This is a genomic window from Clostridiales bacterium, assembly GCA_015243575.1.
GTDB lineage: Bacteria > Bacillota > Clostridia > Peptostreptococcales > Anaerovoracaceae > Anoxybacterium > Anoxybacterium hadale.
In genome coordinates this window covers 3,289,427-3,302,635 of sequence record CP042469.1, presented here as the reverse complement: position 1 = coordinate 3,302,635, position 13,209 = coordinate 3,289,427, and the positions used below count along the sequence as shown (strand labels likewise).

Here is a 13,209-nt window from a genome sequence, read left to right as displayed (position 1 = left end):
TGAAAGCTGGAGTATGCCTTGCAAACTAACAAATGTTGATGATGGATGGAATGCATTCTCGGGGGCAAACTATGAAATGAGTCCGGCTTGAAATGCACTCCATCTATTTTTTTGTTCGGTCGAACCATTAATGGTTCGCGTTTGGAATGAAATTTTGTCACAAACGGTTCGAAGTGCATCGAGGCAATGTAATTTTCAACGTAGGTCAGTTGGCACACTAATTGCTATAAATATATGCATGCTATTAAATTCAATAATTAATGATTATTTTTAAGTATTTAATCTAGGAGGAAACACAATGAAAAAAGGATGCCCATTCGGTACACACAGAGTAATCTCACCAAAAGGAGTATTGCCGCAGCCGGCTGACGTCATCGATAACACGATGGAAATTTACGACAACGAAGTTTTGATCGACGTCCAGACTCTGAACGTTGACTCTGCAAGCTTCACCCAGATAGAAAGACAAGCAAACGGAGATATCGAAGAGATCAAAAAGATCATGATGGGAATTGTAGCAAAGGCTGGAAAGCACAAGAACCCCGTAACCGGCTCCGGCGGAATGCTCATCGGAACCATTAAGGAAGTTGGACCTGCTTACGAAGGCGACCTGAAAGTGGGAGACAAGATCGCTACATTAGTATCCCTTTCACTGACCCCGCTGGTAATCGAAGAGATTCTTGCAGTAAGACCTGACATCGATCAGGTAGACATCAAAGGACAGGCAATCCTGTTCCAAAGCGGAATCTATGCAGTACTTCCGAAAGATCTGCCAGAAACACTTGCACTGTCCGTTCTTGACGTTGCAGGAGCACCTGCTCAGACTGCAAAACTGGTTAAGTCCGGTGATACAGTAGTTGTAATCGGCGGCGGCGGAAAATCAGGACTGCTCTGCCTGTATGAAGCAAAGAAGAGAGCTGGCGTAACCGGTAAGGTTATCTGCATCGGCGGAAGCGAAAAGAGTACTGACAGAGCAAGAAAGCTCGGTCTGGCAGATGAATACTTTGCAGCAGACGCAACCGATGCGCTAGCAATTTACAATAAGATTTATGACCTGACTGACGGTAAGCTTGCTGATGTGGTAATTAACTGCGTAAATATTGAAAACACAGAAATGGCCAGCATCCTGGCATGTAAAGACGACGGAACTGTATACTTCTTCAGCATGGCAACCAGCTTCACAAAAGCTGCATTAGGTGCAGAAGGCGTAGGCAAAGACGTCAATATGATCGTAGGAAACGGATACTGCAAAGGTCATGCAGCAATTTCCCTTCAGGTGCTGAGAGAGTGTGCGCCTTTAAAGGAACTGTTCGCTGAGATGTACGCATAAAGCTTGTAAAATTTGCCCACAGCGTTGTTGTGCTGCCTTCGTTCGGTGCTCACGTACGAGAAGTACGTTCCGCTCTCACTTGGCTGCACGCCTAGCTGTGAACAAATTTTCCTGCGCTTGACAGCTTTGGGGCTTACAAATTTCCCTGCGCTTGCAGGAGACAGTTGTGCTGCTGTCACTCGGCGCTCATGCAGAAGAACGTTTTGCACTTGCTATGATGTTGTTGCATAGCGGTTCTAAGTAGATTTTGATTAGGCTAGCAATGATGGACGTAGTGTTGTTGAGGAAGCCGTTGGTATAGAAATAAGTAGCTTACATAGGTAAGCATTAAAATTTGTTTATTTAATCTAAGAGCTGAACGAAAAAGGGACTTGGCGGGAGAAATCGCACAAAGATGCGGTTTCCCTGCGTAAGTCCGCCTTGCATTTTGGCAGGCGGGCAAAAAAGAAAGGAAAGAAGGGAAAACTGCAATGTCAGAAAGAAGAAATTGGAAAGAGATCGAAGCATGGAAAAATGTTACCGATGCCGAATGGAATGACTGGAAATGGCAAGTTGCCAACAGAATTACCTCCGTTGAGCAGCTGAAAAAGATCATCAACCTGACACCCCAGGAAGAACATGACATTAACGAAACGCTGAAAAGCTTCCGTCTTGGAATTACCCCATACTATGCATCCCTGATGGATGCAGATGATCCAAGATGTCCTGTAAGAATGCAGGCGGTTCCTATCATTGCGGAAACCCACAGAAGCGATGCAGATATGCTGGATCCGCTGCATGAAGATGAAGATTCTCCTGCACCGGGATTGACCCACAGATATCCTGACAGAGTATTGCTTCTGATTACAGACCAGTGCTCCATGTACTGCAGGCACTGCACCAGAAGAAGACTGGCAGGAGAAAAAGACGGCGCAAGAAGCATGGATGATATCAACAAATGTATCGCCTACATCAAAAAATCTCCTCAGGTCAGAGACGTACTTCTGTCCGGCGGAGACTGTCTGCTGGTTGATGACGAGATTCTGGAATACATCATCAGTGAGCTGAGAAAGATTCCTCATGTTGAAATCGTAAGACTGGGATCCAGAACACCTGTGGTTATGCCTCAGAGAATTACAGACGATCTGGTCAATATGCTGAAGAAGTATCATCCGATCTGGCTGAACACCCACTTCAACCACATTAAGGAAATCACTCCTGAAGCAATCGAAGCCTTAAAGAAGCTTGCAAATGCAGGAATTCCTCTAGGAAATCAGTCCGTACTGCTCAGAGGAGTAAACGACTGTCCTCATATCATGAGAGATCTGGTTCATGCTCTGGTCAGAAACAGAGTAAGACCTTACTATATTTATCAATGCGATCTGTCCCTGGGGATCGAGCATTTCAGAACCTCTGTTGCAAAGGGAATTGAGATTATTGAAGGACTGAGAGGCCACACCTCTGGATATGCCGTTCCGACCTTTGTTGTGGATGCTCCCGGCGGCGGAGGAAAGATTCCGGTAATGCCACAGTATATCATTTCTCAGTCACCTGACAAGGTAATCCTGAGAAACTATGAAGGCGTAATCACGACCTACACCGAACCTACGGATCTGCCGAAGATCGAATGTAACTGCGATTACTGCACCGGAAAGAAAAAGTATCATTATGAAGGCGTCGCAGGACTGCTTCAGGGCGAAAGAATGTCCATGGAGCCGCAGGAGCTTTTGCGTCACCAGAGAAACAAATAAATCAAATAATAGATATGCATCTGTTTGATTCCCCCAAAAGAGGACCCGGACGCATGGGCTGAAACTTCCTTTTGCCCATGCGAAACCGGGCATCTGGCGGGAAATTTCGGCAGATGCATCTGTTGCGTTTAATGGAGATGAAAATGGGTCTACTAAGCCAATTGAAGCAGAATTACAAAACCCTGTCCATCGTTGGAATGGCAAAAAATGCGGGGAAGACAACAGCATTGAACTATTTGATCGAAGAAGCGATGGATGAAGGCGTTGTTCTGGGAATCACATCCACCGGCAGAGATGGCGAAAGTACCGACCTTGTGACTGGGACGGACAAACCAAAAGTTTTTCTTGATGCCGGCACCATCGTATCTGTGCCGGTGAAACTCTACGAGCTGGCTGACGCAGGACTTGAAATTCTCAGCATGACCAATTATTCCACTGCACTGGGTCAAATTATGATCTGCCGCGTTGCGGAAAGTGGCTATGTTCAGATAGCAGGTCCGGTAAATACGAAGGATCATAAAAAAATGTGCGGGGAGATGCTTTCATTTGGAGCGGAGTTGATTCTCATTGACGGCGCCATAGACAGGAAGTCCATCGCCGCACCGGATACCTCAGATGCGATCATTCTGGCAACAGGCGCAGTTCTCTCTAGAAGCATGAAAAAGGTTGTAGAAGAAACGGCTCACATCATAGAACTTTACCAGCTTCCCGCTTTGGAGGATGGAGCAGGAAAAGATCTGATTGTCAAAAATCAGGCAAAGGAAAAGATCATGCTTGTGAAAGGGAAACACGTTGTTGTCCTGGATCTGAAGACCGGTCTGACGGCAGGAAAATTCTTGGATGAGGCCATCGACGAAGAAACGGACTACATATATATTCCGGGAGCCCTGACCAAAAGTGTAATTTCCGAAATTCATCCGACTAAAATGAAAAAAGTTGAATTCATCCTAAAGGATCCGACCAAGATCTTCATCGAAGCAGCCTTATGGCAGCAGCTTCGCAAGAAAGGCTTTACCGTCAAGGTTCTTGAGAATATCAAGGTTGCAGCTTTGACAGTGAATCCCTATTCGCCAGCGGGCTATGCTTTTGAGCATGAGCTGCTGCTGAGGGAGATGAGAACCGCAGCTCTGGGAATTCCTGTGATTGATGTCAAGCTGGGAGGTGGGCTCAATGAGGTTATCTAACGTAAAGACACGCAGCGAAACGGGACTTGATCACGTCATGCAGAGCATCAATGTCCTTACGCCCTTCGGTAAAAAACGAATGAAGGAACTAAACCCTTTCCTGCCAGGCGATGAGAAAGCCCTTCAGGATGAGTTTGGAAAACTGGAAGAATTGCTCGTGCTTGCGGAGAAGAAACCTCAGATTGCAGAAGAACTCTCCGAGACTTTTATGGATATGAAAGATATAAGCTTTACCATTGAAAGGAGTAAGGGAAATGCCCTCTCTGTGGTGGAATTGTTTGAGGTCAAGAGTCTTCTTCTCAAGATGAAGCGGATCACTGAGCTTCTGGAGGCGTCAGAAAGTAAACTGTCAGAAGAGTTCCTTTTGGAAGATACCGGGCAGCTTCTGGACACACTGGACCCGCGGCAGGATCGAATGCATACGTTCTATATCTATGATGATTTTTCTGAAACTCTGGGAGAGCTCAGAAAACGAAAACGTGAGATAGAAATTCGTCTTCGTAAAATCCAGAAAGAAATCAAACTGGAAATTGATCGTCACTACGGAATTACCCTGACTCCCAAGTTTGATTATACAGTCTCAAAATCAAACAAGGAGCTGGTAAAGATCATCAAGGAAATCCCTGAGCTAGTGGCAGGGGATGAAGACTATTTGTCTGTAACTTTTCATTTGAAAGGAACGGAAGAAACCGATGCAGTGAATCAGCAGATGGATCAGCTTAATGAACGGATCGAGGAGGAGGAGCTGATCATCCGTGAGAAACTGTCAGAGGAGATCTTCAAACACAGCCTGACATTATTGGAAAATTGCAATAAAATCGGTGCGCTGGACTTTACACTTGCTAAGGCGGTTTATGCCAAACAGCATAATTGTATCAGGCCAGAACTTGTTTTGGATCACCAAATCGAGATTGAAGACGGCAGGCATCTTGTGGTGGAAGAAATCTTAAATGCGAAAAAGAAGGATTACTGCCCGGTCAGTATCAGACTTTTTGATGGAGTGACCTGTATTACAGGTGCCAACATGGGTGGGAAAACTGTATCCCTGAAGCTTGTCGGCCTGGTTGCAATCCTGACGCAATACGGATTCTTTGTTCCCTGTAAGAAGGCTAGAGTGGGCTTATCCAATTATATCCACATTCTCATCGGAGACAGCCAATCAGTTCAACGTGGCTTGTCCAGCTTTGGAAGTGAAATGGAGGAGCTGAAGGAGATTCTGGATCATAGCAAGGATCGTTCCCTGCTTCTCATTGATGAGATTGCCAGCGGAACAAATCCAGTGGAAGGGCTAGCTTTGACGAAAAGCCTGGTGTCATATCTGAAGGCAAGACCCTATATCAGCCTCATCACCACCCACTTTGACAGTGTAGCGGTTGGCGGTCATATTCGAAATATGCAGGTTAGGGGATTGGCGCAAGCAGACTTTCACAGGCTGGAAAAAGAGCTCCGGTATGCCAATCGAAAAGAGCGAATCGAAATCATACAGAAATATATGGATTATCGCCTTTATGAGGCGGATAACGGAGAAGAGATTCCCAAGGATGCGTTGAATATTGCAAAGATGCTTGGAATCTATGATGAGATTATAGAGAATGCAAAACAGTATTTAAAATAAGAGAGGAAGAGGAAAAAGGATGAAGAGTAAGTTAAATCTCGATCCAAAGGTGATTGACAGCGCAAGATCATGCGCCGCGCGAATTGCCGAGAGCATGCAGACTTTTATCGACAGGCACACGACAGTTAGCACGGAAAGAACCATTCTGAGACTTTTGGGAGTAGATGGAGTGGATGATGTAGATACACCCCTTCCAAACGTCGTTGTTGATGCCATCAAGGACGGCGGCGGACTTCCTAAGGGAGTCGCTTACTGGATGGGAAACACCATGATCCAAACCGGACTTGAACCCCAGGCAATCGCTGAGAAGATGGCTTCCGGGGAACTGGACATCATGAAGCTGCCAATGGCCTCATCAGAGGAAGCGGAAGCAAAGATTCTCCCCATTGTAGAAGCAGCGCTTGAAAAGATTAATAGCCAGACTGCTAAGAGAGACAATTACCTTGCAACCATAGGCGAAGGGAAAAAGCCTTATCTTTACGTCATTGTAGCAACAGGAAATATCTATGAAGACGTGATCCAGGCGCAGGCAGCGGCAAGACAAGGTGCAGATATCATCGCGGTTATCAGAACAACGGCACAGAGCTTGCTCGATTATGTTCCTTACGGACCAACGACAGAGGGCTTCGGCGGAACGTATGCGACACAGGAAAACTTCAGACTGATGAGAAAAGCCCTTGATGAAGTAGGAGAAGAGGTCGGCAGATACATCAGACTCTGCAACTACAGCTCCGGACTTTGCATGCCTGAAATTGCAGCAATGGGCGCGATAGAGAGATTGGACGTCATGCTGAACGATGCGCTGTACGGAATTCTGTTCCGTGACATCAATATGCAGAGAACACTGGTTGATCAGTATTTCTCCAGAGTCATCATCGGATACTGCGGTATCATTTTTAACTCCGGCGAAGACAATTATCTGACCACAGATGATGCTTATGAAGCGGCACATACCGTACTTGCATCCCAGTTCATCAACGAACAGTTTGCTGTTCTGGCGAATATTAAAGAAGAGCAGATGGGTCTCGGTCATGCTTTTGAAATGGATCCGGATATCGAAAACGGCTTCCTGTATGAGCTTTCCCAGGCCATTATGGCAAGAGAAATCTTCCCTAAGGCGCCGCTGAAATATATGCCGCCCACAAAGTATATGACAGGAAATATCTTCAAGGGGCATATTCAGGATGCACTGTTCAACCTGATCGCAGTATGGTCAGGACAGTCCTTACAGCTTTTGGGTATGCTGACAGAAGCAATCCACACACCGCATCTTCATGACAGAATGCTTTCCATTGAAAATGCAAAGTACATCTTCAATAATGCGAGAGCTCTGGGAGAAGAAGTCGAGTACAAGCAGGACGGTATCATCCAGAAGAGAGCACAGTTTGTTCTTACAGAAGCTGAAAAGCTCCTTCATGAAATCGAAAAGGAAGGCCTGTTCTCCACTATTGAAAAGGGTAAGTTCGGCGGCGTTAAAAGACCAAAGGATGGAGGAAAAGGACTGGCAGGTGTCTGCGTTAAGGATGGACACTACTTCAATCCGTTTATTCCGTTAATGCTGGGAGGTGCAAAATAATGAGCGGTGCTGGCAATAAAAATGTGACAACGGCAACAACTACGGTTGACCTGACAAAAATCAAGCCCTACGGCGATACGCTGAACGACGGTATGATGCAGCTCAGCTTCACACTTCCCGTTCCCTACGGTGAAGAATCAAATGAAGCAGCGAAAATTCTTGGAAAGAAGATGGGTCTTGACGAGCCTGCGGTAGTGTTTTCCAAGGATCTTGGAATAGGATACACCTATTTTGTATTATATGGTAAGTGCCAGCACACTGTTGACTATACTTCCATCAAAGTGACAAAGGTAGAAGTTGATGTGATGGATCGTCTGGAGTGCGAACGTTATATAGAAGAGAACATCAAGAGAAATGTGGTCATCGTCGGAGCATGCTCCGGAACCGATGCTCATACCGTTGGTATTGATGCGATCATGAATATGAAAGGGTTCCATGGGCACTTCGGCCTCGAACGTTATCATGGAATTGAAGCGATAAACATGGGAAGCCAGGTGCCCAATGAGGTTTTGATTGCAAAAGCCATTGAAGTAAATGCAGATGCGATTTTGGTTTCTCAGATCGTCACACAGAAGGATGTACACGTTGCCAACTTGACGAATCTGGTTGAGCTCATGGAAGCGGAAGGAATCAGGGACAAAGTGGTTCTGGTCTGCGGAGGACCCAGAATCTCTCATGAGCTTGCGCAGGAGCTGGGATATGATGCAGGATTCGGTGCACATTCCTATGCAGAGGATGTAGCATCCTTTGTACTCACAGAGGTTGTGAAGAGGAAACTCGTATAAGAGGGAGGGTTCTATGAAAAACAAGATCATGACAGCGCAGGAAGCGGTAGCTGGGATTCATGACGGCGCCACGATAATGGTTGGCGGTTTTATGGCCTGCGGTACACCGGAAATTCTGATTGATGCCCTTGTTGAGAAGGGGGTAAAACATCTTACCATTATTTGCAATGATGCGGGTGTGCCAGGAAGAGGCGTAGGAAAGCTGGTCTCAAACGGACAGGTCAAGACACTGATCGCATCCCATGTAGGCTTAAACCCTGAAGTGGCTCAGAGAATGAACACCGACATTGAAGAGGATAAGCTCGAGTGCATTCTCGTACCCCAAGGCACTCTTGCGGAAAGAGTACGGGCAGGCGGTACTGGGCTGGGCGGCTTTCTGACCCCAACCGGTGTGGGAACCATCGTAGCAGAAGGAAAAGCGATCATCAATGTGGATGGCAGAGATTATCTCCTGGAAAAGCCTCTAAGAGCGGACTTTGCGCTGATCAGAGGTTCTGTAACCGATCAATTTGGTAATACCACGTACAACGGTACCACAAGAACCTTCAATCCAATGATGGCTGCAGCAGCAGATTATGTCATTGTAGGAGCCTGTGAGATCGTAGAAATTGGTGAGATCGATCCCAACAATGTTGTAACATCAGGCATCTTCGTGGATGCCATCGTAGGAGGTGAAAAGCCATGGCAGATATAAAGGAAATCATCGCCGCTAGAGTGGCTAAGGAGCTTAAGGACGGGGATGTTGTGAATCTTGGAATCGGACTGCCTACCATGGTTGCGAATTTTCTTCCGGAAGGAGTCCATATTGTGCTCCAGTCGGAAAACGGCATTATGGGAATGGGCTCTGCTGCTGCGAAAGGCAAAGAAGATGTTGATATCGTCAACGCCGGAGCCCAGTACGTAACGGTGAATCCCGGTGCAATGTTCTTTGACAGTGCCACTTCCTTTGGAATTATCCGGGGAGGCCACGTGGATGCGACGATTTTGGGAGCCCTTGAAGTAGACCAGCACGGAAATCTGGCAAACTGGATCGTACCGGGCAAGATGGTTCCTGGGATGGGCGGTGCCATGGACCTGGTAGTAGGCGCAAAGAAAGTAATCATCGCCATGCAGCACACCCAAAAGGGAGCGCACAAAATTCTGAAGGAATGCAGACTTCCCTATACGGCAGTTGGTGTAGTGGACATGATCATTACAGAAATGGGCGTAATGGAGATCACCGCGGAAGGAATTCTTCTGAAGGAACTTCATCCTGACTATACAGTTGATCAGATTCAGGAGGCTACAGAGGCGGAACTGATCATCAGTCCGGAGTTGAAGCCGATGGAGTAGTACAATGATAAGAATTTAAAGTAAAGTTTAGGCGTACAAGTAAAGTGCGCCTTTTTTTATGGAATCGTAGGAGTAAATATAGAAATAAATAAAAACCCATGAATTACTATTAAAACTATAAAAATGTGATAAATATTAAAAATACTATTAAATTAAAATAAATTCAGAAAATAGCTATAAAAAATATTAAAATAAGGTATAATCTAACTATATGGATTGGAGGTGTAACCATGAATCAGAAAAAAGCACAAGAGGTATTTAGCCCGGGGGGATTGCCAGAAAGTACTTACATTACGAGGCAAGCTAAAATGGGATTCACTTATGAGGAAAGATTAAATCAAGCTTTAAACATGAGCGGATATTTAACTTCCATATCAGGTCAATCGAAAATAGGAAAAACTGTTTTATGTGAAAAAGTAGTCGGTCTGGATCATCTTATTGAAGTTTCTGGTTCCGATTTTCTGGAAAAAGATGATATCTGGAGGAAGATAGGCACAAAAGCGGGAATGCCGAATAATGCGGAAATTACAAATAATGCATGCAGGAGTGGTTCAATGAAGGAATCGTATCTTCTCACAAAAGAAAGTGTCATAGAGTATTTCAAAGAAAAAGAGCTGGTCTTACTTTTAGATGACTTTCATTATGCAGATAGTGCTATGCAAAATCATATGGCTCAGCAGTTTAAGGATGCCATCAGAAAAGGCTTTAAAGTCATTATCGCTTCGTTACCGCATAGGAGTGATGATGCTATTCGTACAAATCCGGATTTGCAAGGACGAATTAATATTATTGATATAGAAATGTGGACAAAAGAGGAACTAAAGGAAATCCCTAAGGCTGGTTTTAAAGAGCTCGAAGTTGAAATTTCGAAGAAAGCGATCGACAAATTAGCGGAGGAGAGCATTTGTTCTCCCCATTTGATGCAATTAATATGCCTAAATATATGTGTTCTGGAAAAAGTAGATGAGCTAGAAGTAAATAAAATAAAAGATGAGATATTAGAGAGATCTTTTAAATTTTCAACATTGAATCTTAATTATAGTCAAATTGCCGATACAATAAAGCAAGGAAAAAATTCCAGGGGTAAGAGTCGAAAGACGTTTCGAACAGACAAAGTTAAAGATTTGGATTTGTATGAATTGATTCTGGAATCCATAACGATTGATCCCCCGCAAACGAAGCTAATTCTTACAGAGTTAATGAGCCGTATAAATTCATTAGTAAAAGGTGAAGAAAAGCCAACAACAAAATCACTGAAGGAATATTTGAAAAATTTACAGGAAGTGTTAACGTCAAAAGATCGCTCCTATGAAGTTATTGAATGGAAAGATGATACTTTGTTTATTTTAGAGCCGCTATTTTTATTTTTCCTACGCTGGGGGGCAGAGTAAATGGAAGGTATTATGAAGGAGCTTTATGACGAAATATCAGAGCTAAACACAGTTAAAGAGTATAAGGATAGGATTTCTCAATATGTGACAAAGTTAAAGCAGCAAGGCTTACCGGATATTGCATCTGAGATAAATAGCTTGTCTGAGTTTTATGTAAATAAGTTATCTAAAGAGTCGACTTTTGATAGTATGAAACAAAGCCAGACAAGTTTATTGAATTATATAGAAAATCATATATATTTTGGAGAGGAAGTTGCTACTAATATCGGCATATCGATTGTAAGAAAAATCATTGCAAATTTCCATTTGTTCTGTAAAAGTCTATACAAAGACTCCATTCATGGAAAGTGTAGTGCCGAAATAAAGGATAATTTATCAAAGATTGAGATTAAGAATGAATATGACGTACAGCAGCTAATGTATCCTCTGATTCGTGCAGTATTTCCAGATGCGCGCTTAGAAAAAAATGAGGATAGCGGTCACCACACTGTCCGTGAAGATATTGTAATTGATTCACAAAATATCATAATTGAATTAAAATGTTCACGAAAAACAATGAATGAGCGCAGTTTGAGTGAGGAAGTTGCTGCTGATATAGTTCATTATAATAATAAATACATAGTTTTTTATATATATGATAAAGAAAACGTGATTAAGAACCCCCATAATTTTAAGAAAACATATGAGGGAAAAATGGTTGGTGATAAACAAATTTATGTTGAGATATTACAGCCTACTCTACTATAGTCTATAATTAAGTCATAAAAAGTTTTACCTCTTTATGTGTTATTTGTGTAACTTTTCAAAGATTATCTTCCATGGTTTAACGGAAAGGTCTCAATAAAAATTGAAGCAGGAGTATGGTCATGTTTAAAATCGGAGAATTTTCAAAGCTGATGCAGGTGTCTGTGCGGATGCTTCGTTATTATGATGAGGCGGGGCTTTTGAAACCTGCCGAGATAGATCGCTTTACCGGGTACCGCTTTTATTCAACGGCTCAGATTCAACAGCTTCAGCGCATTATCTTTCTCAGGGATTCCGGCTTTGCCGTAGGCGAGATTTCTGCTCTCCTAAAACGATGCGATGATAATTATACGCTAAGCGCACTTGATCAGAAAAGAGAAGAGGCCCAAATAGCCATTGATGAACAGCGAAAGAAAATATCGAAAATTGAGGCTGCTATTTGTGAACTGAGGGAAGGGCGCCAGCCGATCCATTATGAAGTCTTGGTAAAACGCATTCCGGCGTATCCTACCCTGTGCTTGAGAAGAATAATTCCGAACTATTTTCATGAGGGAATGCTCTGGAAGGAATTTACTGAGCAGGTCGAACGGGAGAAGCTGGAGGTTCCTCAGAACACACTCAACTTTGCTGTATATCATGATCTCGAGTACAAAGAAACGGATGTTGATGTAGAAGTTTGCGCGGTTGTGAATGAAACGGAGCCTTACCTCAGTTCACCGATGTTTCGCATGGTTGAGGAGGTTTCTACGATGGCTTGTATGATGGTCTACGGGCCATTTGAGAATATAGGACCGGCCTTTGCAGAGTTTGCACGATGGCTTTCTGAGCACCAGACCTATCGCATGAGCGGATTCAACCGTCAAATCTGCCATCGGGGACCATGGAATGAAGAGGTGGAAGATCATTATCTTACGGAAATTCAGATTCCTGTGGAAATTAGGGATTGACTCTCACACGGTGTCAGGGATTATGCTGGTATCATAATCAAACAAATGGAGGTTTAATTATGAATACACGAATTGTAAATCCAATCGGTGAGATCAGACACAATGAGAATGGGATGGTTTTAGTCGTTGACGAAGCCTTTCGACCTGCACTCAAGGCTCTTGACGGTTTTAGCCATGTCAATGTGCTTTGGTGGTGCAGTAAATGTGACCACCAAGACGCACGAAGCACCCTCGAAGTCGCGGCTCCTTACAAAAAATCACCTGAAATCATGGGAATCTTTGCAACAAGGTCACCGATCCGCCCAAACCCTATCGCCTTGACAGCGGTTCAGGTACTGGGGATCAATCACGAAGAAGGGGAACTCTATCTGGCCTATATTGATGCGGACGACGGGACTCCGGTTCTGGATATTAAGCCCTATACCCCAAGCATTGACAGAGTCGAGCATCCGGTGGTGCCAGACTGGTGCAGCCACTGGCCAAAATCTGCTGAAGCATCAGGGGACTTTGATTGGGGTGCAGAGTTTAATTTTTAGGTAGAGTGCTGATTCAATGAGGTGTATGAACATTTGATC

The 13,209-nt window shown here is 44.1% G+C and carries 12 protein-coding genes; all 12 read left to right on the top strand.

Annotated features, from left to right (window positions below; translation table 11 throughout):
* Nucleotides 1-298 precede the first annotated feature (298 nt).
* The 12 genes from FRZ06_14620 (at nt 299) to FRZ06_14565 (ending at nt 13,170) form a co-directional block, all read left to right on the top strand.
* Nucleotides 299-1,330: a zinc-binding dehydrogenase gene (locus tag FRZ06_14620; GenBank protein QOX64487.1), complete on the top strand. Its 1,032-nt coding sequence runs from the start codon at nt 299-301 to the stop codon at nt 1,328-1,330.
* A 470-nt stretch (nt 1,331-1,800) separates the two neighbouring features.
* The gene (ablA, locus tag FRZ06_14615; protein ID QOX64486.1) at nt 1,801-3,060 is read left to right on the top strand and encodes a lysine 2,3-aminomutase; all 1,260 of its coding nucleotides are present in this window, start codon (nt 1,801-1,803) and stop codon (nt 3,058-3,060) included.
* A 143-nt stretch (nt 3,061-3,203) separates the two neighbouring features.
* Nucleotides 3,204-4,244 (top strand): hypothetical protein, encoded by a 1,041-nt coding sequence (locus tag FRZ06_14610; protein QOX64485.1) that lies wholly within the window; start codon nt 3,204-3,206, stop codon nt 4,242-4,244.
* The gene (locus tag FRZ06_14605) at nt 4,207-5,859 is read left to right on the top strand and encodes a DNA mismatch repair protein MutS (GenBank protein QOX64484.1); all 1,653 of its coding nucleotides are present in this window, start codon (nt 4,207-4,209) and stop codon (nt 5,857-5,859) included. Before FRZ06_14610 ends, FRZ06_14605 begins: the two co-directional genes overlap by 38 nt.
* Before the next feature lie 19 nt (nt 5,860-5,878).
* Complete coding sequence (locus FRZ06_14600; protein QOX64483.1) at nt 5,879-7,435, top strand: D-lysine 5,6-aminomutase subunit alpha; 1,557 nt, start codon at nt 5,879-5,881, stop codon at nt 7,433-7,435.
* Nucleotides 7,435-8,220 carry a hypothetical protein gene (locus FRZ06_14595; GenBank protein ID QOX64482.1) on the top strand — a complete coding sequence of 262 codons (786 nt, stop codon included), beginning with the start codon at nt 7,435-7,437 and terminating at the stop codon, nt 8,218-8,220. Before FRZ06_14600 ends, FRZ06_14595 begins: the two co-directional genes overlap by 1 nt.
* Nucleotides 8,221-8,233: 13 nt before the next feature.
* Nucleotides 8,234-8,914 (top strand): CoA transferase subunit A, encoded by a 681-nt coding sequence (locus FRZ06_14590; protein ID QOX64481.1) that lies wholly within the window; start codon nt 8,234-8,236, stop codon nt 8,912-8,914.
* The gene (locus tag FRZ06_14585; protein QOX64480.1) at nt 8,902-9,552 is read left to right on the top strand and encodes a CoA transferase subunit B; all 651 of its coding nucleotides are present in this window, start codon (nt 8,902-8,904) and stop codon (nt 9,550-9,552) included. The genes FRZ06_14590 and FRZ06_14585 overlap by 13 nt, the downstream gene beginning before the upstream one ends.
* A gap of 230 nt (nt 9,553-9,782) precedes the next feature.
* Entirely contained in the window at nt 9,783-10,943 is a 1,161-nt protein-coding gene (locus tag FRZ06_14580) for an ATP-binding protein (protein ID QOX64479.1), read from the top strand.
* A complete protein-coding gene (locus FRZ06_14575; protein QOX64478.1) occupies nt 10,944-11,690 on the top strand; it encodes a hypothetical protein in 747 nt (248 codons plus the stop codon).
* A 119-nt stretch (nt 11,691-11,809) separates the two neighbouring features.
* On the top strand, nt 11,810-12,634 hold the full coding sequence (locus tag FRZ06_14570) for a MerR family transcriptional regulator (GenBank protein ID QOX64477.1): 825 nt from the start codon (nt 11,810-11,812) through the stop codon (nt 12,632-12,634).
* Nucleotides 12,635-12,693: 59 nt separating this feature from the next.
* Nucleotides 12,694-13,170, top strand: a complete 477-nt coding sequence (locus FRZ06_14565; protein QOX64476.1) for an SAM-dependent methyltransferase — start codon at nt 12,694-12,696, stop codon at nt 13,168-13,170.
* Nucleotides 13,171-13,209 lie beyond the last annotated feature (39 nt).

Coding starts and splice junctions, on each gene's coding strand:
- FRZ06_14620 (QOX64487.1), top strand. CDS start 299: ATGAAAAAAGGATGCCCATTCGGTACACACAGAGTAATCTCACCAAAA.
- ablA (QOX64486.1), top strand. CDS start 1,801: ATGTCAGAAAGAAGAAATTGGAAAGAGATCGAAGCATGGAAAAATGTT.
- FRZ06_14610 (QOX64485.1), top strand. CDS start 3,204: ATGGGTCTACTAAGCCAATTGAAGCAGAATTACAAAACCCTGTCCATC.
- FRZ06_14605 (QOX64484.1), top strand. CDS start 4,207: ATGTCAAGCTGGGAGGTGGGCTCAATGAGGTTATCTAACGTAAAGACA.
- FRZ06_14600 (QOX64483.1), top strand. CDS start 5,879: ATGAAGAGTAAGTTAAATCTCGATCCAAAGGTGATTGACAGCGCAAGA.
- FRZ06_14595 (QOX64482.1), top strand. CDS start 7,435: ATGAGCGGTGCTGGCAATAAAAATGTGACAACGGCAACAACTACGGTT.
- FRZ06_14590 (QOX64481.1), top strand. CDS start 8,234: ATGAAAAACAAGATCATGACAGCGCAGGAAGCGGTAGCTGGGATTCAT.
- FRZ06_14585 (QOX64480.1), top strand. CDS start 8,902: ATGGCAGATATAAAGGAAATCATCGCCGCTAGAGTGGCTAAGGAGCTT.
- FRZ06_14580 (QOX64479.1), top strand. CDS start 9,783: ATGAATCAGAAAAAAGCACAAGAGGTATTTAGCCCGGGGGGATTGCCA.
- FRZ06_14575 (QOX64478.1), top strand. CDS start 10,944: ATGGAAGGTATTATGAAGGAGCTTTATGACGAAATATCAGAGCTAAAC.
- FRZ06_14570 (QOX64477.1), top strand. CDS start 11,810: ATGTTTAAAATCGGAGAATTTTCAAAGCTGATGCAGGTGTCTGTGCGG.
- FRZ06_14565 (QOX64476.1), top strand. CDS start 12,694: ATGAATACACGAATTGTAAATCCAATCGGTGAGATCAGACACAATGAG.